Origin of the sequence: Mesorhizobium caraganae, assembly GCF_016836705.1 — a bacterium.
GTDB lineage: Bacteria > Pseudomonadota > Alphaproteobacteria > Rhizobiales > Rhizobiaceae > Mesorhizobium > Mesorhizobium caraganae.
In genome coordinates, this window is the sequence record NZ_JAFCGY010000044.1 from 17,381 (window position 1) to 39,105 (window position 21,725).

Consider the following 21,725-nt stretch of genomic DNA (forward strand, 5'->3'; position numbering starts at 1 on the left):
TTCAGCCTCCGTTCGCCTCGGCCCAGTCGCCGCGGGACGGCCAATGCAGGATTCCGGCCGGATCGCGCGGTTGCCTCCGCGAAAGCAGCCAACTATCATTCAAGCCGTTGTTTTTGCTGGGTTCTGCATCGCAGCAAAGTGAACGGGCGGTAAACGGAAATTCACGCAAGCGACTTCGTTTACGAAGTGCTTACCATGATCCGCTGCGTGCCGAATGCCGGTCCCGATCCGGCACAGATGTCCGGAGGATGCAGTGTGTCGAAGCGGATCAGAATCCGGGCCAAGAACCGCTCTATGCGAGCATGTGCGCGCTGACGGTCTTGTCGACGCCGTGATAGGGCGGATTGAACAGCTTGCCTTCCTGCTCATAGGTCCAGACCTTGAACAGGCTGAGCCGATGCGGACCGAAACTGTGCAGCAGCGGCACATCCGTGGCGTCGCGGCCGCGCGCGATGACGACGCGGCCGATCCTGGGCGTGTTGTGGCGGGGGTCGAACGTGTACCACCTGCCGTCGAGGTAGACTTCCATCCAGGCCGAGAAATCCATCGGCGCCGGATCGACCGGCACGCCAATGTCGCCGAGATAGCCGTTCACATAGCGGGCCGGGATGTTCATGCAACGGCACAGGGTGATCGCCAGATGGGCGAAGTCGCGGCAGACACCGACCCGCTCCTCATTCGCCTGTGCGGCCGTGCGCGTCGGACGGGCATAGCCATAGCCGAAGGACAGCCGGTTATGGACATAGTCGACGATCGCCTGCACCCGCGCCCAGCCGGACGGCAGATGGCCGAAAAGCTGCCAGGCCAGCCCGCTCAGATGGTCGGTCTCGCAATAGCGGCTGCCGAGGAGATAGCCGAGCACATCGTCCGGCAGTTCGGCCACAGGCACTTCCCTGGCCAGCGTGTTGACCGCATCGGGCTCGCCGCTGTCCTCGACGGCAGCGTCGTAGAGGATACGGAAATTACCGGCGGGCGCGACAAAGCGGCGGCAGGCATTGCCGAACAGGTCGTAATAGACCTTGCTCGGCACCGAAGGCGAGGTCAGCACGCGCGTCTGCCGCTTGATGTCGGCCTGCCGGTCCGCATGGATCTCGAGTAGCGAGATGACCGGCGTGGCGTCCACGCAGTCAATGGCGATTTCGTAGCCAAGCCGGATCAGCATCGCAAGTCCCCCTCGATCTCGTGGAAAACAGTTTTGCTCAAACGCCAGAAGCGGGACCATGGTTCCCTGGAACTATCGAAAAGGACCGCCCACGCCTTCCCAGGCGGGCGTGGCGACGTTACGGTCGAGCGACATGTTTTGACCCTCCTGAAACGCTCCCTGACCCCGTTGGAAAATCTTATGTTTGCAGGCAGAAAATTCGCCGCCTTTCTCTTCGATATGGATGGCACGGTGCTCAATTCGATTGCTTCGGCCGAGCGGGTCTGGGCGGCATGGGCGCTTAGGCATGGTCTCGACGTCGAAACCTTCCTGCCGACGATCCACGGCGCGCGCGCGGTCGAGACCATCACCAGGCTGGCGCTTCCCGGCGTCGATCCGGTGCATGAGGCGCTGCTACTGTTGCAGGCCGAGTCGGACGATGTCGAAGGCGTGCTGCCGATCGCCGGCGCCGTGCCGTTCCTCAACGCACTGCCGCCCGAGCGCTGGGCGATCGTCACCTCGGCGCCGCGCCCGTTGGCGCTGCTGCGCATGCAGGCGGCCGGCATCCCGGGTCCGGCCCTGATGGTCGCGGGCGAGGACGTTTCGCGCGGCAAACCGGCGCCCGACTGTTTCCTGCTGGCGGCAAAACGCCTCGGCGTCGATATCGGCGACTGCCTGGTCTTCGAAGATGCCCCGGCCGGCATCGCCGCCGCCGAGGCGGCAGGAGCGTCGGTGATGGTGATCAGCGCCACCCACCAGCACCCGATGGCGACACTGCACACCGCGATTGCCGGCTACGACGCTGTAGGCATCGCCGTCGATGACGGCGGCTGGATGACCTTGGAGCCGCAGCGCAGCGCGGCCTGAGGAATTGAGGAGCTGGAGAACTGGAGAACATCGGGCGCTATGCGCCTTTTTCTTCAACTCTTCAGTTCCTCTGTTCTTCTGTTCCCGAACTCCTAGAAATCGCTGGTCAGGCCTTTGACCTCCCAGTCGCCGTAGCGGCCGGGTTCCTTGCCGCCGCGGCCGCCGATTTCCTTGGGCAGCGCAGCTTCCTTCTGGCGATACTCGTCACGGCGCGCCTTGGCCTCGGCCAGCGCACGGCGGGCGGCGGGTGTCAGGTCCTTCGGAGGCGCCGCGCCATCCGGATCGGCGTCGGCTTTGCTGGTTTCGTCGGTCATGCGATAGTTCCGGCGGATTGAAACGAGAGGCGGCGTTTCCCATCATATAGCGATGATGACACCCGGATCGACCCCTTTTTGCCACGGCCGCAAACGGAGCAGACGATGAGCACGCTACGCACCGCCATGCTACTTGCCGCCATGACGGCGCTGTTCATGGGCGTCGGCTTTCTGATCGGCGGCACCGGCGGCATGATGATCGCCTTCCTGGTCGCCGCCGGCACCAACCTGTTCAGCTACTGGAACGCCGACAAGATGGTGCTGTCGATGAACCACGCCGTCGAGGTCGACGCCAGGAATGCGCCCGAATTTTACGCCATCGTCGAGGCGCTGGCCAAGCAGGCCGGCCTGCCGATGCCGAAGACCTATCTGATCGACAATCCGCAGCCCAACGCCTTCGCCACCGGCCGCAATCCCGAGAACGCCGCGGTCGCGGCCTCGACCGGCCTGCTGGAGCGCCTTTCGCATGAGGAAGTGGCGGCGGTCATGGCGCATGAGCTCGCCCACATCCAGCACCGCGATACGCTGACCATGACCATCGTCGCCACGCTCGCCGGCGCCATCTCGATGCTCGGCAATTTCGCCTTCTTCTTCGGCGGCAGCCGCGACAACAACAATCCGTTCGGTTTTGTCGGCGTGCTGGTGGCGATGCTGGTGGCGCCCTTTGCCGCCATGATCGTGCAGATGGCGGTCAGCCGCACGCGCGAATACGAGGCCGACAGGCGGGGTGCTGAAATCGTCGGAAATCCGCTTTGGCTGGCATCAGCGCTTGACAAGATCGCTCGCGGCGCAGAACGCATCCGCAACCCGGATGCCGAACGCAACCCCGCGACCGCGCATCTCTTCATCATCAATCCCCTGCACGGCGAGCGCATGGACAGCCTGTTTTCGACCCACCCGAACACCGACAACCGCATCGCCGCGCTGCAGGCGATGGCGCGCGACATGGCCGGCAGCCAGCCGGCGCCGCGCCAGATGCCGACGCCCGAGCCCACCGAAGAACTGCATTCCGATGGCCAGCAAGGCCCATGGGGCAGGCCGGCACAGCCTGAGCCGCCAGCCGAACCGGCACAGCCAAAGCCCAACCCGTGGGGCCGCAACCCGACCGGACCCAAAGGTCCATGGTCGTGAGCGAAGCCAGAGGCCGGCCCGCACATTCAGGCAATCGCGAAAACAGCTCCGACGAACCGGTCGCCGGCCTCGCCGCGCGCAAGGTGGCGGCGCGGCTGCTCGCTGCTGTCATCGATGCGCGCACGCCGCTCGACGGGCTGACCGACCACGAGAACGGCCATCCGCAATACAAGGCGCTCGACCTGCGCGACCGTGGCCTGGTGCGCGCCATACTGGTCACCGCGCTGCGCTACCGCATAACGATTGCCGGGCTTTTGGCCAAGCGCCTCGAAAAGCCGCTGCCACCCAACGCCACGGCTCTGTCGCACGTCCTCCATGTCGCAGCGGCGCAGATCCTGTTCCTCGACATTCCCGACAGCGCCGCCGTCGACCTTGCCGTGACCCACGCCAAGTCCGATCCCCGCACGCAGCGCTTTTCCGGCCTCGTCAACGGCGTGCTGCGCACGTTGGCACGCGCCAAGGAAACCGAACTGCCGGCAGCCCTCGCCGCCACCGACGAAGCGCCAAAGTGGTTCTCGGATAGGCTGAAGGCCGCCTATGGCGCCGACAAGACGAAGCAGATTCTCGCTGCTCACCGGGTCGAGGCGCCGGTCGACTTCACCGTCAAGGCCGATCCCGAACTCTGGGCTGAAAAGCTCGGCGGCATCGTGCTGCCGACCGGCACGATCCGGGTGGAAAAGCTCAGCGCCTCCGTCACCGAACTGCCCGGCTTCGGCGAAGGCGCCTGGTGGGTTCAGGACGCCGCCGCCAGTTTTCCGGCGCGGCTGTTCGGCGATGTCAAAGGCCTGCGCATCGCCGACCTCTGCGCCGCCCCGGGCGGCAAGACCGCCCAGCTGATCCTTGCCGGCGCAAAAGTCACCGCCGTCGACACCTCGAAGAACCGGCTGGCGCGGCTGACCCACAACCTCGAACGGCTCGGCCTGTCGGCGGACATCGTCCAGGCCGATCTGCTGAAATACCAGCCGGCGGAGCTGTTCGACGCCGTGCTGCTCGACGCGCCCTGTTCTTCCATCGGCACGGTGCGGCGGCATCCCGACGTGCCGTGGACGAAGACCATGGCCGATGTCGAAAAGCTTGCCGACCTGCAGGCAAGGCTGCTCGCCCGCGCCGTCACCTTGGTCAAACCGGGCGGTCGGATTGTTTTTTCCAACTGCTCGCTCGACCCGATCGAAGGCGAAGATCTTTATCGCGCCTTTCTGGCCGGAAACAAAACCATCGCCGACGATCCATTGCAGCCGGGCGAGATCGACGGCATCGATGCTTTCCTGACCAGCCAGGGCACGCTGCGCACAACGCCCGCCGATTTCGACCTAGGTTCGCCGGGGATTTCCGGCCTGGACGGCTTCTTCGCCGCCCGCATGCGGCGCGCGGCCTAGGGTCGTCGGTTCAGGTTGCCGACCGCAGACCTTGGTGATCAACCGCGTCACAACCGCAAGTGAGTGCCAGATTGTCGGGCTTACCCCCGGAAATCGCTCGACTTTTTTCGGGGTTGACCGGCCGCCGGCAGCGTGAAGCCCTTCACGTCGGCCGAATTCGACTTCGCATAAGTTCTTGAATCATATAAGCTTGTGCTTGGGAAGTGGACGACGAGGAGGGGTTTTGGCACTGGCTGCCGGCAGTACGACACGTCTGTGGACGCTTGTCGCTAAGGAGTTTTGGCGCAAGACGCGCCGGCGCCTGCGGGCAGGGCCAGTCTATCGCTGGCGCTATTCCGGACGCACGCCGGAGCGCGTCCTGATTGCGCCGCCGGATCTCAGGCTCGCCGACCCGCAGATCGCGCTCGAAATCTATTACGGCCGCTACCCGCTGTCGGGCCATCTGGTCGAGACCGGCGGCAAATCGCCGTTCCAGATCGATGTCGCCAATCGTGGTTGGGTGAAAACGCTGCACGGTTTCCGCTGGCTGCGCCACATGCGCGCCGCCGGCACCGAGCTGGCCGCAGCCAACGCCCGCGCGCTGGTTTCCGACTGGATCGCCATGCACGGCAACCAGATATCCGGCATCGCCTGGGAGCCCGGCACCACCGCCAAGCGCGTCATCGCCTGGCTGCAACATTCCTCGGTTGTCCTACAAGGCGCCGAATTTCCGTTCTATCGCGCCTTTCTGAAATCGCTCGCCGTGCAGATCCGCTATCTGCGCTCGATGGCGCGCGAAATGCCGGATGGCAAGGACAGGCTGCGCGCCCGCATCGCGCTTGCCTTCGCCGCTTTATCGCTGCCGGCGCCGGCCTCGGCACTGCGCGGCGCCACCCGCAATCTGGCGGAAGAACTCGACCGCCAGATCCTTCCCGACGGCGGCCATATTTCGCGCAATCCGATGGCCGTGCTCGAGTTGCTCGCCGACCTTCTGCCGCTGCGCCAGACCTATGCCAACCAGGCCGAAACGCCACCGGCAGCCCTTATGGGTGCCATCGACCGCATGCTGCCGGCGCTACGCTTCTTCCGTCACCAGGACGGCAGCCTCGCCCGCTTCAATGGCATGGGCGCCACCATCCACGACCGCATCGCCACCATATTGCGCCACGACGACACCGCCGGCGCACCGCTGCTGCATGCACCGCATTCCGGCTATGAGCGGCTGTCTATGGGCGGCGTGACTGTCATTGCCGATACCGGCGCGTCGCCGCCCATCGACGTCTCCAACGCTGCGCATGCCGGCTGCCTGGCCTTCGAACTGTCCTCGGGCCGCCAGCACTATGTCGTCAATGCCGGTATCGACACCTATGGCGCCGCCGAATTCCGGCCGCTGGCCCGCGCCACCGCGGCACATTCGACCGCCACCATCAACGACACCTCGTCGGCGCGCTTTTCCCACTCGCTGCGCGTCAACGACTTGCTCGGCACCCCATTGCTCGGTGGCCCGCAGCATGTGCCGTGCAAGCGCATCGACCAGAAGGGCGCGCAAGGCTTCATCGCCCGCCATGACGGCTACGTCCAGCGCTTCGGCTTCCAGCATGAGCGTGAGCTGAAACTGTCGAGCGAGGGCAATGTGCTTGCCGGACGGGACCGCTTCCTGCGCCCCGGCGGTGCGGCGATCCGCAACAATGGCCGCGACTTCGTCGTGGTGCGCTTCCACATTCATCCCGACATCAACCTGCTGCAAGACGAGCATGACCGCCTGGTGCTAACCGCCGACGAGGCCGACACCTGGGTGTTCACCTGCACCGAGGTGGCGCCGGAGGTGGAGGAATCGATCTATTTCGCCGGCCTCGGCGGTCCGCGCCGCAGCCGCCAGATCGTGCTTGCCTTCAAGGCCTCGGAGGTTGCCGAAGTCCATTGGCAGCTGACGCGCACCGGCATCGCCGGCTACCCCGAGAAAAACTGAGCGTCGTTGCCGGCACTGGCTTGATCGAGCTTCCGGCTTGATTTCCTGACCTTATGTGCTACGGCCCGGAAACGCTCTCCAATCAGCCCTGAAAGGCCGCCAGCCCATGGCCGTCGCCGCCAAGAACATTCCGGCACCTGACCTCGTTCCGGTCCGCCGCGCCCTGCTTTCCGTTTTCGACAAGACCGGCCTGATCGACTTCGCCAAAGGCCTGGCCGCGGCCGGCGTCGAGCTGGTCTCGACCGGCGGCACGGCAAAATCGATCGCCGATGCGGGGCTGGCCGTGCGCGACGTTTCCGAGCTGACCGGCTTTCCCGAGATCATGGACGGCCGCGTCAAGACGCTGCATCCGTCGGTGCATGGCGCGCTGCTCGGCGTGCGCGACGATCCGGAGCATGCAAAGGCCATGCACGATCACGGCATCGAGCCAATCGATCTCCTCGTCTCCAATCTCTACCCATTCGAAGAGGTCCGCCGCTCCGGCGCCGACTATGCAGCGATCGTCGAGAACATCGACATTGGCGGTCCGGCGATGATCCGCGCCTCGGCCAAGAACCACGCCTATGTCGCCATCGTCACCGATCCCGGCGACTACGCCTCGGTGTTGAATGCGCTGGAGATGAACATCGGCTCGCTGTCGCTGGATTTCCGCAAGAAGCTGGCGGCCAAGGCCTTTGCCCGCACCGCGACCTACGATGCGGCGATTTCCGGCTGGTTCGCCGAGACGCTGGAGATCGAGCATCCGACCTGGCGCGCTTTCGGCGGCCGGCTGGAGAGCGTCATGCGCTATGGCGAGAACCCGCATCAGGGCGCCGGCTTCTACGTCAACGGCGACAAGCGGCCGGGAGTCGCGACAGCGCGGCAGTTGCAGGGCAAGCAGCTGTCCTACAACAACATCAACGACACCGACGCCGCCTTCGAACTGGTCGGCGAGTTCGATCCCAACCGCTGCGCCGCGGTTGCGATCATTAAGCACGCCAACCCGTGCGGCGTCGCCGAAGGCGCTTCGCTGACCGCGGCCTATGCAAGGGCGCTGGCTTGCGATCCGGTCTCGGCCTTTGGCGGCATCGTCGCCATGAACCGCATCCTCGATGCCGAGGCGGCCGAGGAGATCGTGAAAACCTTCACCGAAGTGATCATCGCGCCGAACGCTTCGGAAGACGCCATCCGTATCGTTGCCGCCAAGAAGAATTTGCGCCTGCTGGTCACCGGCGGCCTGCCCGATCCGCGCGCTGCCGGCACCACGGTGAAGTCCGTCGCCGGCGGTATGCTCGTCCAGAGCCGCGACAATGCGGTGGTCGACGATCTCGAACTCAAGGTGGTGACCAGGCGCGCGCCGACAGCGGCTGAGATGGCCGATCTCAAATTCGCCTTCCGCATCGCCAAGCACGTCAAGTCGAACGCAATTGTCTACGCCAAGGACGGCGCCACCGTCGGCATCGGCGCCGGCCAGATGAGCCGTGTCGATTCCTCGCGCATCGCCGCCCGCAAGGCGCTCGACGCGGCGGAAGCGGCTGGCCTGGCGGAGCCGCTGACCAAAGGCTCGGTGGTTGCCTCCGATGCCTTCTTCCCCTTCGCCGATGGGCTGATCTCAGCTATCGAAGCCGGGGCCACCGCCGTCGTCCAGCCCGGCGGCTCGATGCGCGACGAAGACGTCATCGCCGCCGCCGATGAGCATGGCATCGCGATGGTGTTTACCGGGGTCAGGCACTTCAGGCATTAGGCGCCTCTTCCCCTTCTCCCCTTGTGGGAGAAGGTGGATCGGCGCGCAGCGCCGAGACGGATGAGGGGTGTTCCAGCGGAGTGAGAGGTTTGCGTTCCCTGGAACACCCCTCATCCGACCTCGCTTCGCGAGGCCACCTTCCCCCACAAGGGGGAAGGAAGAATGCAGTCACCCCACCGGCTGATCCGCCGGATACGGCGTCCAGATCAATATCGCGATGCCGACGCCCAAAAACAGCACGATCGCAGCCATACCGAGTCGCGCCGAGCCGCTCGCGAGCGTGATCGACGCCACCATGAACGGCGCCAGGAAACTGGTCGCCCTTCCGGCCAACGCATAGATGCCGAAATAGCGGCCGGACTCGGCAGCGGTCACGCTGCGCGCCATGTAGGAGCGCGACGATGCCTGGACCGGCCCGAAGGCCAGCCCGATCAACAAGCCGTAGAAGATGTAGGCCTTTTCCGCCGCCGTGCCGAACAGGCCGCCGCTATCGGCTCCCGGCATCATCCAGGCGCCGAACAGCGTGTAACCAGGCCCGGTCGAAACGATGCCGATGGTGGCGAGGCTGAGCATGACGAGCGAAATCATCACGATGGTCTTGGAGCCGAGCGCGGTGTCGAGACGCGCGGCAACCAGGCAACCGACGATAGCGACGACATTGAGGATGATGCCGAACATGCCGATCTCGGTGATCGACCAGTGGAACATTGCCGCCGCAAATGTGCCGCCCAAGGCGAGCAGCGCGTTGACGCCGTCCTGATAGATCATGCGAGCGACAAGGAAGCGAAGGATGCCACTGCGCTGGCGCACTTCGGTCAGTGTCGACTTCAGCTCCGACAGGCCTTCGCGGACCGCCGGCCCAATCGGAATGCCTTTGATGGCGTCCGGCGTGAAGAAAAACATCGGCAGGATGAACAGGAAATACCAGCCTGCAGACAGCGGCCCGGTGGCGCGTGCGTCCTCGCCGAGTTTCGGGTTGAGCCTGAACAGCGGGTCGATGCCGATGATCGTCTTGCCGGTCTCCGCCGAGCCCGCCAGGCAAGTGACGACAAAGATCAGCGCGATCATGCCGCCGAGATAGCCAAGGCCCCAGGCCATATTCGAGACGTGGCCGATCTCGCTTTTCGGCACCAGGCGCGGCATCATCGAATCGTTGAACACGGTCGAGAATTCCGCCGCCACTGAAGCCAGTGAGAAGAACAGCACCACCAGGAAAAGGTTCGAGCCGGGAGCGGCGAACCACAGCAGGCAAAGACTGATGATCTTGATCGAGGCGAAGAAGGCAATCCATGGCTTGCGTGGGCCGGTCTGGTCGGCAATCGAGCCGAGGATCGGCGACAAGACGGCGATGACCAGGCCCGCGGCGGCGATGCCATAACCCCAGGCGGCCTGTCCGCTTTCGGGATCGCTGGCCATGCGCGAGACGAAATAGGGCCCGAAGATAAAGGTGGTGACGACGGTGAAGAAAGGCTGCGCCGCCCAGTCGAACAGCATCCATCCCCAGATGCCGCGTCCCGATGCCCGCTGCACTGTTTCTACCGCCGCCATGCTGAAGGTCCCTGCTCCGCCCGTATCGGGCGCCATGTCTGCATGTTTCCGGTGCTCATGCAATTAACAAGCGTGCGCTGCCCCACCTCATTGCTCTCGGGTTCCTCGCCCCCACGGAGTGGGGGAGAAGTGGCTCGGCAAAGCCGAGACGGAGAGGGGGAAAAGCGCCGTTTACTGGTCAAGGCTCAGCCCCACGAAGCCCCCTCTCCGCCCGCTTCGCGGCCACCTCTCCCCCCGCTTTGCGGGGGCGAGGAACCCAAAGCCTTGCGAAGCCTCACATCCCCGTCAGGTCGCTCATCAGCCCGGACGCCACCGACAGCCGCGACACGGTAATGTCGCCGCCTTCGGTCAGCGCCTGCAGCCGCTCGCGGATGCGGGCCACCCGCTCGCCGCCGGCCTCCAGCCAGGCGGCCACCGGGTCCGCCGTGCCGGCATGGCCGGTGAGAGCGGCGACCGCGATGCCGCGTCGCGCCGCGCCGATCGTGTCTGTGGCACGCGACAGCGCCAGCTGGTCGTAATAATCCGACGGCGTGATCGAACGCGCCGCTTCTTCGACGCGCGGAATGCGGAAAGCATCGCTGACAGCAAAGAACGCCTTGGCCGCCGCGACGATGTCGGCATTGGCCGTGCGCGCCGTCAGCGCGATATCAGGGATCAGCTCCGCCAGATCGGCCAGGGCCAGCTTTTCGGCCAGCTTTTCCGGCGCGCCGGCCTTGAACAGGCCGTGCCGCCGCTCCTCGATCCGCTCGCGCGAGAAGCCCGGCAGCAGCGAGATGAGCTTCGGCTCCAGTGCCTTGCGCGCCTCCTGCAATTCGGCGATACGCTGGCCGAGCGCTGCGGCTCCGGCATCGTTCTTCAGATACCAGCCGCTGGTCACGAAGATAAGCCGGCTGACGGACTGGTAGAGGTCGAGCTGTGCCTGGCCATCGATCTGGCTGTCGAGCGCGTCGATCTCGCGGTAGAGCCCCGGCAGTCCAAAGCCATCGCGCACCACGGCGAAGGTGCGCACCACATCGGCGGCGCTGCGCCCTGTGGCTTCCTGCAGCCGGTTGACGAAGGACGGGCCGCCGCGGTTGACGAGATCGTTGGCGACGACGCGGGCGATGATCTCGCGGCGCAGCCGGTGGCCATGGATTTCGGTGGCGTATTTCTTCGCCATCCGATCGGGGAAATAGCCCATCAGGTCGCGGTCGAAATGCGCATCGTCCGGCACGTCGCTGGCGACGATGTCGGAGAACAGCACGATCTTGGCATAGGCAAGCAGCACGCCGAGCTCGGCCCGGGTCAGCGGCTCGCCTCGCGCCTCGCGCTCGGTGAGCGCCGCCGGCGACGGCAGTGTCTCGACGGCGCGATCAAGCAGGCCGCGCGCCTCCAGCGCCGTCATGAAGCGGCTCTGATGCGCGATGTCGGCGAGGCCACGCTTGCGCGCGATCGAAAGCGCCAGCGTCTGTTCGTAATTGTTGGACAGAACCAGCCCGCTGACCTCGTCGGTCATTTCAGCCAGCAATTTGTTGCGCGCAGGCCGGGTCAGCAGTCCCTTGCGCATGGCGGAGGCCAGCGCGATCTTGATGTTGACCTCGACGTCGGAGCAGTTGACGCCACCGGAATTGTCGATGGCGTCGGAATTGCAGCGGCCGCCATTCATACCGAACTCGATGCGGGCGCGCTGCGTGACGCCGAGATTGGCGCCCTCGCCGATCACTTTCGCCCGGACATCCAGCGCGGTGATGCGGATGGCGTCATTGGCCCGGTCGCCGACCTCGGCATTGGTTTCGGTGGAGGCCCGCAGATAAGTGCCGATGCCGCCGAACCACAGAAGGTCGACATTCGCCTTGAGGATGGCGGTCATGATCTCGACCGGGGTCGCGGTGGTCTTGGCGAGGCCGATCGCGGCGGCTGCCGCCGGCGGCAGTGTGATCGACTTCTGGCTGCGCGAGACAATGACGCCGCCTTCAGACAGTTTGGTCTTGTCGTAGTCCTGCCAGGATGAGCGCGGCAGCGCGAACATGCGCTCGCGCTCGGCCATCGACGCCACCCTGTCCGGATCGGGATCGATGAAAATGTCGCGATGATCGAAGGCCGCGATCAGCCTGGTCTGCGGCGACAACAGCATACCGTTGCCGAACACGTCGCCCGACATGTCGCCGACGCCAACGACGGTGAAGGGCGAGGTCTGGATGTCGCGGTTCATCTCGCGAAAATGCCGCTTCACCGCTTCCCAGGCGCCCTTGGCGGTGATGCCCATCTTCTTGTGATCGTAGCCGGCCGAGCCGCCGCTGGCGAAGGCGTCGTCGAGCCAGAAGCCGTGTTTCTCCGAGATTGCGTTGGCGGTGTCGGAGAAGGTAGCCGTGCCCTTGTCTGCAGCAACCACGAAATAAGGATCGTCGGGGTCGCGCCTGACAACGCCGGTCGGCGGGATCACTCCATCCAGGCCGATATTGTCGGTGATCGACAGCAGGCTGGAGACGAAGTTCTTGTAGGCCGAGGTGCCGGCCTCGAAGATGGCGTCGCGGCTGCCGCCTGTGGGCAGGCGCTTGGGGAAGAAGCCGCCCTTGGCGCCGACCGGCACGATGACGGCGTTCTTGACCTGCTGCGCCTTGACCAGGCCCAGCACCTCGGTGCGGTAGTCCTGGGCGCGGTCCGACCAGCGCAGGCCGCCGCGCGCCACCGGGCCGAAGCGCAGATGCACGCCTTCGACCTCGGACCCGTAGACGAAAATCTCGCGCCATGGCCGCGGCGCCGGCAGGCCTTCGACCGCCTGCGAATCGAGCTTGATCGCCAGCGACTGGCCCCGCGCCTTCGTTTCGGCAACGAAATGGTTTGTACGCAGCGAAGATTCGATCAGATTGAGGTAGCGGCGGATGATGGTGTCGTCATCGATATTGGGCACCTCTTCCAAGGCATCCTTGATCTTGGCCTTGAGATGCTTGGCGGCAACCACGCCTTCCGTCCCGGCCGTCGGCCCGAGGCGGGCGACGAACAGCGCATGCAGGCCGCGCGCAATGTCCGGATAACGGTTGAGCGCGGCGGCTATGAAATCCTGACTCTGCGGAATCCCGGCCTGCTGCAGATAGCGGCCATAAGCGCGCAGGATGGTGACTTCGCCCGACCACAGGCCGGCGGTCTGGGCAAGGCCGTTATAGCTGTCATTGTCGATATCGCCGCGCCACACCGACAGGAACGCGTCCTCGAACAGCGCCCCGCCATCGGTGAGGTCGATCGGTTTGCCGTAGCTGTTCTCCAACTCCATGTCGTGGACGAAGACAGTGTCGCCGCCCTCCTCGTCGACCTCGAAAGTGCGCTCGCTGATGACGCGGAAGCCGATGTTTTCAAGCACCGGCACCCGCCGCGACAGCGCCACAGGGCTGCCGTGATGATAGATCTTCAGTGCCGCCTGATGCGGCTTCTGCTCGGCGTGGCGATAATAGTCGATGGCGATCGGATTGCTGGCACTGATTTTGGCGATGCGCCCGGCATCGGCCAGCGCCACGGCCGCGCTGAAGGAGTCGCGATAGCTCTCGGGAAGCCGCGCAGCGATCGCCTTCAGCGACGGATCGCCGCCGCCGGCTTCCGCCGCCTCGGCCAGCGCGTCATCCCAGGTGCGCACGATGTCGCGGATGGCCGCCTCGACGGCCGCCTGCTCGACCTTCGGCGTCTTGCCGCCCGAGCGTCCGATGATGAAATGCACACGCGCCAGCCCGCCTTCAGGGAAGGCCGGATAGTAAGCCGACAAACGGCCTTCGAACACGGTCTTGAGATAGGTGCCGACCTTCTCGCGAACGACGCTGTCATAGCGGTCGCGCGGCACGAAGACCAGGATGGAGACAAAGCGGTCGAACTGGTCGACGCGCACCAGCGCCCGCACCCGTGGCCGCTCTATCAGGCCGAGAATGGCGGCGGCGTGCTTCTTCAGGACCGGCACCGGCACCTGGAACAGTTCGTCGCGCGGATAGCTTTCCAACACGTTGATCAGCGCCTTGCCGGAATGGTCGTGGCGGTCGAAACCGGACTTGGCGATGATGGTTTCGGCCTTTGAGCGGAGATAAGGGATCTTCATCACCGAGCGCGTGTAGGCGGTCGAGGTGAACAGGCCAACGATGCGCAATTCGCCGGCAAGCGCGCCCTTGGCGGTGTAGGTCTTGACGCCGATATAGTCGAGATAGATGCGGCGGTGCACCAGCGACTTGGCGTTGGCCTTGGTGACGATCAGCGGCTCCGGCCCATGCAGGAAGGTGCGAATTTCGGGCGTGGTTGTCACAGCCTCGGTTCCGCGCCGCAGCACCAGCACATCCGGGTCGGAGAGGATGCCGAGGCCGGGCTTGTCGGCGCGTTCCAGATTGCCGCTCTCCGCGCCGCCGGTGTATTTGAACTCGCGCATGCCGAGGAAGGTGAAATTGTCGTCGCGCAGCCACTCCAGGAAGGCGATCGCCTCGGCGACCCTCTTCTTGTCCAATGGCACGGCGGAATAGCGGAATTCGGAAATCGCCTGGTCGAGACGGGCGAGCATCGGCTTCCAGTCGCTGACCGCGGCGCGCACCTGGTTGAGCATCTTGCGCAAGCGATCGGCCAAGCCGTTCGCCTGCTCCGCCGTCAGGCGCGGGATGTGGACATGAACGACGCTCAGGCGGTCGTGATTGCCATCGTCCTTGAGGATGCTGCCGTCGCCGAGGATCTCGTCGACGCCGGTCTTGCCATGGCGCACGACGATGACCGGATGGGTAACCAAAGTCGGTTCGCCCGATGTCTCGGTGATCTCGCCCAGGATCGAATCGAACAGGAACGGCATGTTGTCGTTGACGACGGTGATGACCGTCACCGGCCGGCCCTCGCGAGAGACACCGGAATCGGCATCGACGGCAACGACGCTGTGGCCCTTCTTGTGGATGGCGACGGCCCGTCCCGCCAGATCGGCGGCGCGCTCAAGGTCGGCGGCGTGATAGGCGGCAATGTCTTCAGCCGGCGCGCGGGCCAGCAGATAGTCGGCAAGCCTGGCCGACTTCTCGTCAGGCTTCACCGCCGCGCTGGCCTTTTTCTTCGACTTAGCTGCGGATTTCACGCTCGCCATGATGTCCTCCCGTCACATGCTTTTACGACTATGGTAGCAGATGACCGCCGTTTGGCGACAAAGGTTTGACGGCTCGCTAAGAATTATCGGAATTCGGCGGCCAGGCGGCAATGAACGAAGAGGAAGACCCCATGTCCGGCAAAATCAGCGCCCTTGACCTCGGCATCGCGGAGCTCAGCGAGGCGACAAAAGCCTATTTCGCCAAATGCGAGGAAAAGCTCGGTCTGGTGCCCAACGTGCTTCTTGCCTACGCCTTTGACGAGAAAAAACTGCGCGCTTTCACCGACACCTACAATGATCTGATGCTCGGCGATTCGGGCCTGTCGAAGCTGGAACGCGAGATGATCGCGGTCGTCGTCTCCTCGATCAACCATTGCTATTACTGCCTGACCGCGCATGGCGCGGCGGTGCGGCAGCTCTCCGGCGACGCGGCCTTCGGCGAAATGATGGTGATGAATTTCCGTGCCGCCAATCTTTCACCGAAGCAGACGGCGATGCTCGAATTCGCCGTCAAGCTGACCGAAGAGCCGGCAAAGATCGTCGAGGCGGACCGGGCGGCATTGCGCAACGCCGGCTTCAGCAACCGCGACATCTGGGACATCGCCTCGACCGCCGCCTTCTTCAACATGTCGAACCGGGTAGCCGCGGCCATCGACATGCGACCGAACGACGAATACCACGCCATGGCAAGGTGAGGCGCGGCGGCCGCCTTATATCAGCTATCCCTCATTCTCGTTGCTTGTTTGCCCGTTTGGTCCGATGATCGGGCGGCATGACCGCGTGCCGGTTCGAGCCGCTCACCAAGGGAGGAGAACATGGCGAAATTTCTCTATGTCTATCATGGCTCCGGCAAGATGCCGACCGACGAGGCCGAGCGGAAAGCCTCGATGGACGCCTGGACCGGCTGGTACGGCAAGCTTGGCTCGGCCGTCGTCGACGGCGGCAATCCGGTCGGCAAGTCGAAGATGGTGCTGCCCGGCGGCAAGGTCGAGAACAATGGTGGCAGCAGTCCGACCGCCGGTTACACGATCGTCGAAGCGAAGGACATCGACGATGCCGTCGCCAAGGCGAAGGGTTGCCCGATCCTGATGGACCCGGCGTTCAGTGTCGAGATCGCGCCGATCATCGAAATGATGTGACGCGATCTACCGAAGGTCATCGAAGCAAAAAACGATCCCGCCTTTCGCTGATGCGATCCTTCGGTTTGGGGTCATGCCCTATGACCGCGCAGCGATGGCCGCCGCGGCGCCGGCCATCGTCGTGGCGCTGATGCGGTTGGCGATCTTCATCGCCCGCTTGCTCTTGAGCAGCTTGCGCGCCTGCGAGGCGGCGACCACCCAGGCGAGGTCGATGGCGATGAGAACCATCGCCATCGTCGCCGTCAGCTCGACCCAGCCGACGATGCTGACCGAAGCGAGATCGATGATGGTCGGCAGCAGCGCCAGGTAGAACATCATGATTTTGGGGTTGCCGAGCGTCACCGCCATGCCGGCAAAGAACAGTTTTGCCTGCGAATCCTCGCGCGGCATCTCGCCGTCCCTGGCTTCGACCGGCGCGGTCCACATCTTCCAGGCGAGATAAGCGAGGTAGGCGACACCGACCCATTTCACGACCACGAAAGCGAAGTGAAACGTCTGCGCCACGACAGCCAGTCCGAACACCGCCAGCGACAGCCAGATGCCCTCGCCGATCCACATGGCAAGCAGGAACGGGAACACGTCGCGAAACCCTTTCGAGATGACGCGAGCGACGAGTGCCGCGATCGACGGACCGGGCGAGCCGGCGGCGACGAACAGAGCGGCGGCGAAAATCAGCAGCGAGGTGAGGTGCATGGCAGTGCCTTCGAACGTTGGACGGCCAAGAATATCCGATCGCTGGTGATTTGGCACCCATCCGCCTGATGGGCCAGCGCACGCGACATATTTCGGAGGCCGGACTTGCCCGCACCTATGGTTTGAGAAAGGATCGCGGCCATGAAATCAATCGTCATCCACGCGGCAAAAGACCTTCGCATCGAGGAGACCGATCCAGGCACGCCGGGCGCCGGACAGGTCGAGATTTCAGTCGAAGCCGGCGGCATTTGCGGTTCGGACCTGCACTATTACAATCATGGCGGCTTCGGCGTCGTGCGCCTGCGCGAGCCGATGATTCTGGGACATGAGGTCGCCGGTACGGTAAGAGCGCTTGGCACCGGCGTCTCTGGTCTCGTGGTCGGCGACCGTGTCGCGATTTCGCCCAGCCGGCCCTGCAATGCTTGCCGCTACTGCCTGCAAGGCATGCAGAACCAATGCCTCAACATGCGCTTTTACGGCAGCGCCATGCCGATGCCGCATATACAGGGCGCCTTCCGCCAGCGCCTCGTCGCCGAGGCTTGGCAATGCCACAAAATAGCGGACCACGTCTCCATCAACGAAGCCGCCTTCGCCGAGCCCTTCGCGGTAACGCTGCACGCCGTGAACCGCGCCGGCTCGCTGCTCGGCAAGCGGGTGCTGGTCACCGGCAGCGGGCCGATCGGCGCGCTCTGCATCCTGGCTGCGCGCGTGCACGGCGCGCGCGAGATCGTCGCCACCGATGTCATGGACGCCGTTCTGGTCAAGGCCCGTGAGATCGGCGCCGACCGCACCATCAATGTCGCCACCGACGGCGCCAGCCTCGCCGCCTACAACGTCGAAAAGGGCAGTTTCGACGTGATGTTCGAGTGCTCCGGCAACGAGAGCGCGGTGCGGGCGGGGCTCGACGTGTTGAATCCGCGCGGCGTGCTTGTTCAACTCGGCCTTGGCGGCGACATGTCCCTGCCGCAGAATCTCATCGTCGCCAAGGAGATCGAGATGCGTGGCAGCTTCCGTTTCCACGACGAGTTCGCGCTGGCCGTCGACCTGATCAACAACCGTCGTGTCGACGTCAAGCCGCTGCTGACCGGCATCTATCCGATGGACGAGGCGGTTGCGGCGTTCGAGATCGCCGGCGACCGCACCCAATCCATGAAGGTGCAGATCGCGTTCAGTTAGGCAAACCACGAAGCTTGCCCGGCTGCTGGCTTGTCGCTAGAAGAGCCGTCCCGACATCAAGTTCGAGCTTCACTTTGCCTCAGTAACCGCCGGTCTCGCCAACTCCCCTGATCACACCTGGCAGGGCGCCGCCGTCAGCGGAGCCTGCTCCATTTTCACGTGTTCCTCAGGCGGCGGTTCGAGACCGGTTTGGCACTGCTGAACCGCTGTCGCGCGTCCGCGACACCTGACTTTCAAGAACCGCAGCCTACCGCCACGCCGTGCCCGCAGGGACATCTCGACATCGCTGGCCTGATGAACTTCCCGACGGGAAGGGCTTATCGGCATGTCCGGCACTTTGCGCATCCACTGGGCGATTGCGCCCGAAATCGCACCTCGACCTCTCATCAACTGCAACCGCTGCCGCGCCGTGAAAGCCTATTGCTGCAGCGACAAATTCCGCGTCAACGCCAATGGCAAGCGCATCGACGTCTGGCTGATCTATCGCTGTATCGACTGCGACAATTCGTGGAATTTCGGCATTTTCGAACGCTGCAACCGCCGCGACATCGAACCGGCGCTGCTGGCCGCCCTTGAAAGCAACGACCCGGCCCTCGCCCGCCGCCACGCCTTCGATGTCGTGACGTTGCGAAGCCGGGTCGGACGCATCGAGGAATTCTCCGACGTCGCCGTTCACAAGCACAGGCTCGGCGACGAAGGCGAATGCGTAACCGCGCTTGAACTCAGGCTCGCGCTGGAAATGCCGACATCGCTGCGACTCGACCGTTTGCTTGCCGGCGAGCTCGGCATCTCACGGTCGAGGCTTCAGGCGCTGGAGGAGAAGCGATTGCTGGTCGTTGATCCGGAAGGGGCCAAGGCTTTGCGCAAGCCGGCCCGCAACGGCACCACCGTGCGGATTGATCTCGCCAGCGAAGCCGACCGCAAAGCCATTATCTCAGCGGCCAGCGGATAAACGAAAGGGGCGAAGCATGTTGGTGCTTCGCCCCGTCCCATATCCGGAAAAATCAGACGATTAAGCCGCGCCGACCACTTTCGCCGACTTCTCGAAGCGCTTGCGCTCGTTCGGGTCGAGATAGAGCTTGCGCAGGCGGATGGTCTTCGGCGTCACCTCGACCAGCTCGTCGTCCTGGATCCAGGCCAGCGCGCGCTCCAGAGTCATGCGGATCGGCGGCGTCAGCTTGACCGCCTCATCCTTGCCGGCGGCGCGGATGTTGGTCAGCTTCTTGCCCTTCAGCACGTTCACTTCGAGGTCGTTGTCACGGCTATGGATGCCGATGATCATGCCCTGATAGACCTTGACGCCCGGATCGATGACCATCGGTCCGCGGTCTTCCAGGTTCCACATGGCGTAAGCGACAGACTCGCCCTGCTCGTTGGAGATCAGCACGCCATTGGTGCGGCCGGGCAACTCGCCCTTGTAGGCTTCGTAAGCGTGGAACAGCCGGTTCATCACGGCAGTGCCGCGCGTGTCGGTCAACAGTTCCGACTGGTAGCCGATCAGGCCGCGTGTCGGCGCGTGGAAGACGATGCGCTGGCGGTTGCCGCCGGAGGGGCGCAGTTCGACCATCTCGGCCTTGCGCTCCGACATTTTCTGCACCACGACGCCGGCATGCTCCTCGTCGACGTCGATGACGACTTCCTCGACCGGCTCCAGCAATTCGCCGTCCTCGCCCTTCTGCATGACGACGCGGGGACGCGACACCGCGATTTCAAAACCCTCGCGGCGCATCGTCTCGATCAGCACGGCCAGCTGCAATTCGCCGCGGCCGGAGACGAAGAACGAATCCTTGTCAGGCGATTCCTCGATCTTGAGCGCAACATTGCCTTCGGCTTCGCGCAGCAGGCGGTCGCGGATGACGCGGCTGGTGACCTTGTCGCCTTCGGTGCCAGCGAGCGGCGAGTCATTGACCAGGAAGGACATGGTGACGGTCGGCGGATCGATCGGCTGCGCATGCAGCGGTTCGGTCACAGCCGGATCGCAGAACGTGTCGGCGACGGTACCCTTCGACAGGCCGGCAATGGCGACAATGTCGCCCGCCTGCGCTTCGTCGATCGGCTGGCGCTCGAGGCCGCGGAAAGCGAGGATCTTGGAAATACGGCCGGTCTCGATCTGCGTGCCGTCATGGTGCAGCACCTTGACCGCCTGATTGGACTTCAAGGTGCCGGATTCGATGCGGCCGGTGATGATGCGGCCGAGGAAGGGATTGGCTTCCAGAATGGTGCCGATCATGCGGAACGGGCCGGGATGAACAGTCGGCTCCGGCACGTGCTTGATGACGAGGTCGAACAGCGGCGCAAGCTGCTGATCCTTGGGGCCTTCCGGATTTTCCGAAACCCAGCCATCGCGGCCCGAACCGTAAAGGATCGGGAAGTCGAGCTGCTCGTCGGTGGCGTCGAGCGCCGCAAACAGGTCGAACACCTCGTTGACCACCTCGACGTGCCGGGCATCCGGACGGTCGATCTTGTTGATGACGACGATCGGCTTCAGGCCGACCTTTAGCGCCTTGCCGACGACGAATTTGGTCTGCGGCATCGGGCCTTCGGCGGCGTCGACCAGCACGATGGCCGAATCCACCATCGACAGGATGCGCTCCACCTCACCGCCGAAATCGGCGTGGCCGGGGGTGTCGACGATGTTGATGCGGGTGTCCTTCCAGTCGACCGAGGTCGCCTTGGCCAGGATGGTGATGCCGCGTTCCTTTTCGAGGTCGTTGGAATCCATGGCGCGCTCGGCGACGCGCTGATTGTCGCGGAAGGAGCCGGATTGCCGGAGCAACTGGTCGACGAGGGTGGTTTTTCCATGGTCGACGTGCGCGATGATCGCGATATTACGAATTTTCATGTTGTGGTCTCGGGAGCGTTGCAGGCAGCAGGCCAAAAGGCGCCGCCTCTTTCGGTTGCGCGGCTCATACAGGGTTTTTCGCAATTGCGAAAGAGGAGGCGCATCACCAAATACTCATCAAATCTTAAGCATCTCGGTGTGAGATGGTTTTGTTAACCAAGGCGGGAACCTTTCGGGGCCCGGGCAGTTCGAAATTCATGACCGACAAACTCAACCGATTTTGGCCACTCATCGCTTCGGTCGCATTCGCTGCCCTGCTGGCGGCCAATGCCGCGCAATCGGCCGCGACGCTGAAGGAAGCCGATCCAGTCTCGTCCTCTGACCAGACGGCCGAGCAGATGTTCGCCGACGCCCCTGATGGCGTCGACCCCGTGGTTACCGGCCCGGTCAGCGCCTCCTTCAAGCAGAGGCAGCAGGCTGCCGGCTGCGACAGCGCGGTTTGGCCGAAGATTCCGACGGTTTGCTATCCGGATTGACGGGCGCTGCTCCCCTCTCCCCCCTTGAGGGGGAGATGTCGCCAAAGGCGACAGAGGGGGTCGTCTCGCGTGAAGCGCCAACCTCCTGCGCTGCGACGGAAGGTTGAGCCTGGTCGAACCGACCCCCTCTGGCCGCTTCGCGGCCATCTCCCCCTCAAGGGGCCTGTTGCGTAATTGGCTGGTTGTGATTCTCTGAAGGCGAAAGTCGGGAGAGTCGCAATGGCGGTTAAGCGGACGGGACAATTGAGCCTGGTTGAGGCATTTCTGGGTGACAGGCTTGCGAGCG

The 21,725-nt window shown here is 64.3% G+C and carries 16 protein-coding genes; 10 read left to right on the plus strand and 6 right to left on the minus strand.

Going from position 1 to position 21,725, the window contains the following annotated elements:
- Positions 1-292 precede the first annotated feature (292 nt).
- Positions 293-1,162: a transglutaminase-like domain-containing protein gene (locus JQK88_RS32830; RefSeq protein WP_192254952.1), complete on the minus strand. Its 870-nt coding sequence runs from the start codon at positions 1,160-1,162 to the stop codon at positions 293-295.
- Between the two features lie 180 nt (positions 1,163-1,342).
- On the opposite strand from JQK88_RS32830, the gene JQK88_RS32835 reads away from it, so the two are divergent.
- Entirely contained in the window at positions 1,343-2,008 is a 666-nt protein-coding gene (locus tag JQK88_RS32835; protein ID WP_203280716.1) for an HAD-IA family hydrolase, read from the plus strand.
- A gap of 92 nt (positions 2,009-2,100) precedes the next feature.
- On the opposite strand, the gene JQK88_RS32840 is transcribed toward JQK88_RS32835, so the two are convergent.
- Complete coding sequence (locus tag JQK88_RS32840) at positions 2,101-2,322, minus strand: DUF1674 domain-containing protein (RefSeq protein WP_192254948.1); 222 nt, start codon at positions 2,320-2,322, stop codon at positions 2,101-2,103.
- Positions 2,323-2,427: 105 nt separating this feature from the next.
- Between JQK88_RS32840 and htpX the strand changes: the two genes are divergently transcribed.
- The 4 genes from htpX (at position 2,428) to purH (ending at position 8,500) form a co-directional block, all read left to right on the plus strand.
- On the plus strand, positions 2,428-3,453 hold the full coding sequence (gene htpX / locus JQK88_RS32845) for a zinc metalloprotease HtpX (protein WP_192254946.1): 1,026 nt from the start codon (positions 2,428-2,430) through the stop codon (positions 3,451-3,453).
- Entirely contained in the window at positions 3,444-4,829 is a 1,386-nt protein-coding gene (locus JQK88_RS32850) for an RsmB/NOP family class I SAM-dependent RNA methyltransferase (RefSeq protein WP_203280717.1), read from the plus strand. The genes htpX and JQK88_RS32850 overlap by 10 nt, the downstream gene beginning before the upstream one ends.
- A gap of 223 nt (positions 4,830-5,052) precedes the next feature.
- Complete coding sequence (locus tag JQK88_RS32855; protein WP_203280718.1) at positions 5,053-6,777, plus strand: heparinase II/III family protein; 1,725 nt, start codon at positions 5,053-5,055, stop codon at positions 6,775-6,777.
- Positions 6,778-6,883: 106 nt separating this feature from the next.
- The gene (gene purH, locus JQK88_RS32860) at positions 6,884-8,500 is read left to right on the plus strand and encodes a bifunctional phosphoribosylaminoimidazolecarboxamide formyltransferase/IMP cyclohydrolase (protein WP_203280719.1); all 1,617 of its coding nucleotides are present in this window, start codon (positions 6,884-6,886) and stop codon (positions 8,498-8,500) included.
- A gap of 168 nt (positions 8,501-8,668) precedes the next feature.
- On the opposite strand, the gene JQK88_RS32865 is transcribed toward purH, so the two are convergent.
- Together JQK88_RS32865 and JQK88_RS32870 are read right to left on the minus strand one after the other, a co-directional pair.
- On the minus strand, positions 8,669-10,084 hold the full coding sequence (locus JQK88_RS32865; protein ID WP_203280720.1) for an MFS transporter: 1,416 nt from the start codon (positions 10,082-10,084) through the stop codon (positions 8,669-8,671).
- 238 nt (positions 10,085-10,322) lie between these two features.
- On the minus strand, positions 10,323-15,113 hold the full coding sequence (locus tag JQK88_RS32870; protein ID WP_203280721.1) for an NAD-glutamate dehydrogenase: 4,791 nt from the start codon (positions 15,111-15,113) through the stop codon (positions 10,323-10,325).
- A gap of 131 nt (positions 15,114-15,244) precedes the next feature.
- Between JQK88_RS32870 and JQK88_RS32875 the strand changes: the two genes are divergently transcribed.
- Together JQK88_RS32875 and JQK88_RS32880 are read left to right on the plus strand one after the other, a co-directional pair.
- The gene (locus JQK88_RS32875; protein ID WP_192254934.1) at positions 15,245-15,808 is read left to right on the plus strand and encodes a peroxidase-related enzyme; all 564 of its coding nucleotides are present in this window, start codon (positions 15,245-15,247) and stop codon (positions 15,806-15,808) included.
- Positions 15,809-15,928: 120 nt separating this feature from the next.
- A complete protein-coding gene (locus JQK88_RS32880) occupies positions 15,929-16,252 on the plus strand; it encodes a YciI family protein (RefSeq protein ID WP_181062078.1) in 324 nt (107 codons plus the stop codon).
- 78 nt (positions 16,253-16,330) lie between these two features.
- Here the strand turns inward: JQK88_RS32880 and JQK88_RS32885 are convergent, their stop codons facing one another.
- The gene (locus JQK88_RS32885; protein WP_192254932.1) at positions 16,331-16,945 is read right to left on the minus strand and encodes a LysE family translocator; all 615 of its coding nucleotides are present in this window, start codon (positions 16,943-16,945) and stop codon (positions 16,331-16,333) included.
- A gap of 141 nt (positions 16,946-17,086) precedes the next feature.
- Between JQK88_RS32885 and JQK88_RS32890 the strand changes: the two genes are divergently transcribed.
- Positions 17,087-18,121: an L-idonate 5-dehydrogenase gene (locus JQK88_RS32890; protein ID WP_203280722.1), complete on the plus strand. Its 1,035-nt coding sequence runs from the start codon at positions 17,087-17,089 to the stop codon at positions 18,119-18,121.
- Between the two features lie 325 nt (positions 18,122-18,446).
- The gene (locus JQK88_RS32895; RefSeq protein WP_192254930.1) at positions 18,447-19,073 is read left to right on the plus strand and encodes a DUF1062 domain-containing protein; all 627 of its coding nucleotides are present in this window, start codon (positions 18,447-18,449) and stop codon (positions 19,071-19,073) included.
- Positions 19,074-19,133: 60 nt separating this feature from the next.
- Here JQK88_RS32895 and typA read toward each other — a convergent pair whose 3' ends face one another.
- Positions 19,134-20,963 (minus strand): translational GTPase TypA, encoded by a 1,830-nt coding sequence (gene typA, locus JQK88_RS32900; protein ID WP_203280723.1) that lies wholly within the window; start codon positions 20,961-20,963, stop codon positions 19,134-19,136.
- 197 nt (positions 20,964-21,160) lie between these two features.
- Here typA and JQK88_RS32905 point away from each other — a divergent pair, with 197 nt between their 5' ends.
- Positions 21,161-21,439 carry a hypothetical protein gene (locus JQK88_RS32905; RefSeq protein WP_246750147.1) on the plus strand — a complete coding sequence of 93 codons (279 nt, stop codon included), beginning with the start codon at positions 21,161-21,163 and terminating at the stop codon, positions 21,437-21,439.
- Positions 21,440-21,725: the final 286 nt, after the last annotated feature.

What these genes read in the sequence shown, in the direction of transcription:
- JQK88_RS32830 (WP_192254952.1), bottom strand. Translation starts at nt 1,162, where the DNA reads ATGCTGATCCGGCTTGGCTACGAAATCGCCATTGACTGCGTGGACGCC.
- JQK88_RS32835 (WP_203280716.1), top strand. Translation starts at nt 1,343, where the DNA reads ATGTTTGCAGGCAGAAAATTCGCCGCCTTTCTCTTCGATATGGATGGC.
- JQK88_RS32840 (WP_192254948.1), bottom strand. Translation starts at nt 2,322, where the DNA reads ATGACCGACGAAACCAGCAAAGCCGACGCCGATCCGGATGGCGCGGCG.
- htpX (WP_192254946.1), top strand. Translation starts at nt 2,428, where the DNA reads ATGAGCACGCTACGCACCGCCATGCTACTTGCCGCCATGACGGCGCTG.
- JQK88_RS32850 (WP_203280717.1), top strand. Translation starts at nt 3,444, where the DNA reads ATGGTCGTGAGCGAAGCCAGAGGCCGGCCCGCACATTCAGGCAATCGC.
- purH (WP_203280719.1), top strand. Translation starts at nt 6,884, where the DNA reads ATGGCCGTCGCCGCCAAGAACATTCCGGCACCTGACCTCGTTCCGGTC.
- JQK88_RS32865 (WP_203280720.1), bottom strand. Translation starts at nt 10,084, where the DNA reads ATGGCGCCCGATACGGGCGGAGCAGGGACCTTCAGCATGGCGGCGGTA.
- JQK88_RS32870 (WP_203280721.1), bottom strand. Translation starts at nt 15,113, where the DNA reads ATGGCGAGCGTGAAATCCGCAGCTAAGTCGAAGAAAAAGGCCAGCGCG.
- JQK88_RS32875 (WP_192254934.1), top strand. Translation starts at nt 15,245, where the DNA reads ATGTCCGGCAAAATCAGCGCCCTTGACCTCGGCATCGCGGAGCTCAGC.
- JQK88_RS32880 (WP_181062078.1), top strand. Translation starts at nt 15,929, where the DNA reads ATGGCGAAATTTCTCTATGTCTATCATGGCTCCGGCAAGATGCCGACC.
- JQK88_RS32885 (WP_192254932.1), bottom strand. Translation starts at nt 16,945, where the DNA reads ATGCACCTCACCTCGCTGCTGATTTTCGCCGCCGCTCTGTTCGTCGCC.
- JQK88_RS32890 (WP_203280722.1), top strand. Translation starts at nt 17,087, where the DNA reads ATGAAATCAATCGTCATCCACGCGGCAAAAGACCTTCGCATCGAGGAG.
- JQK88_RS32895 (WP_192254930.1), top strand. Translation starts at nt 18,447, where the DNA reads ATGTCCGGCACTTTGCGCATCCACTGGGCGATTGCGCCCGAAATCGCA.
- typA (WP_203280723.1), bottom strand. Translation starts at nt 20,963, where the DNA reads ATGAAAATTCGTAATATCGCGATCATCGCGCACGTCGACCATGGAAAA.
- JQK88_RS32905 (WP_246750147.1), top strand. Translation starts at nt 21,161, where the DNA reads ATGACCGACAAACTCAACCGATTTTGGCCACTCATCGCTTCGGTCGCA.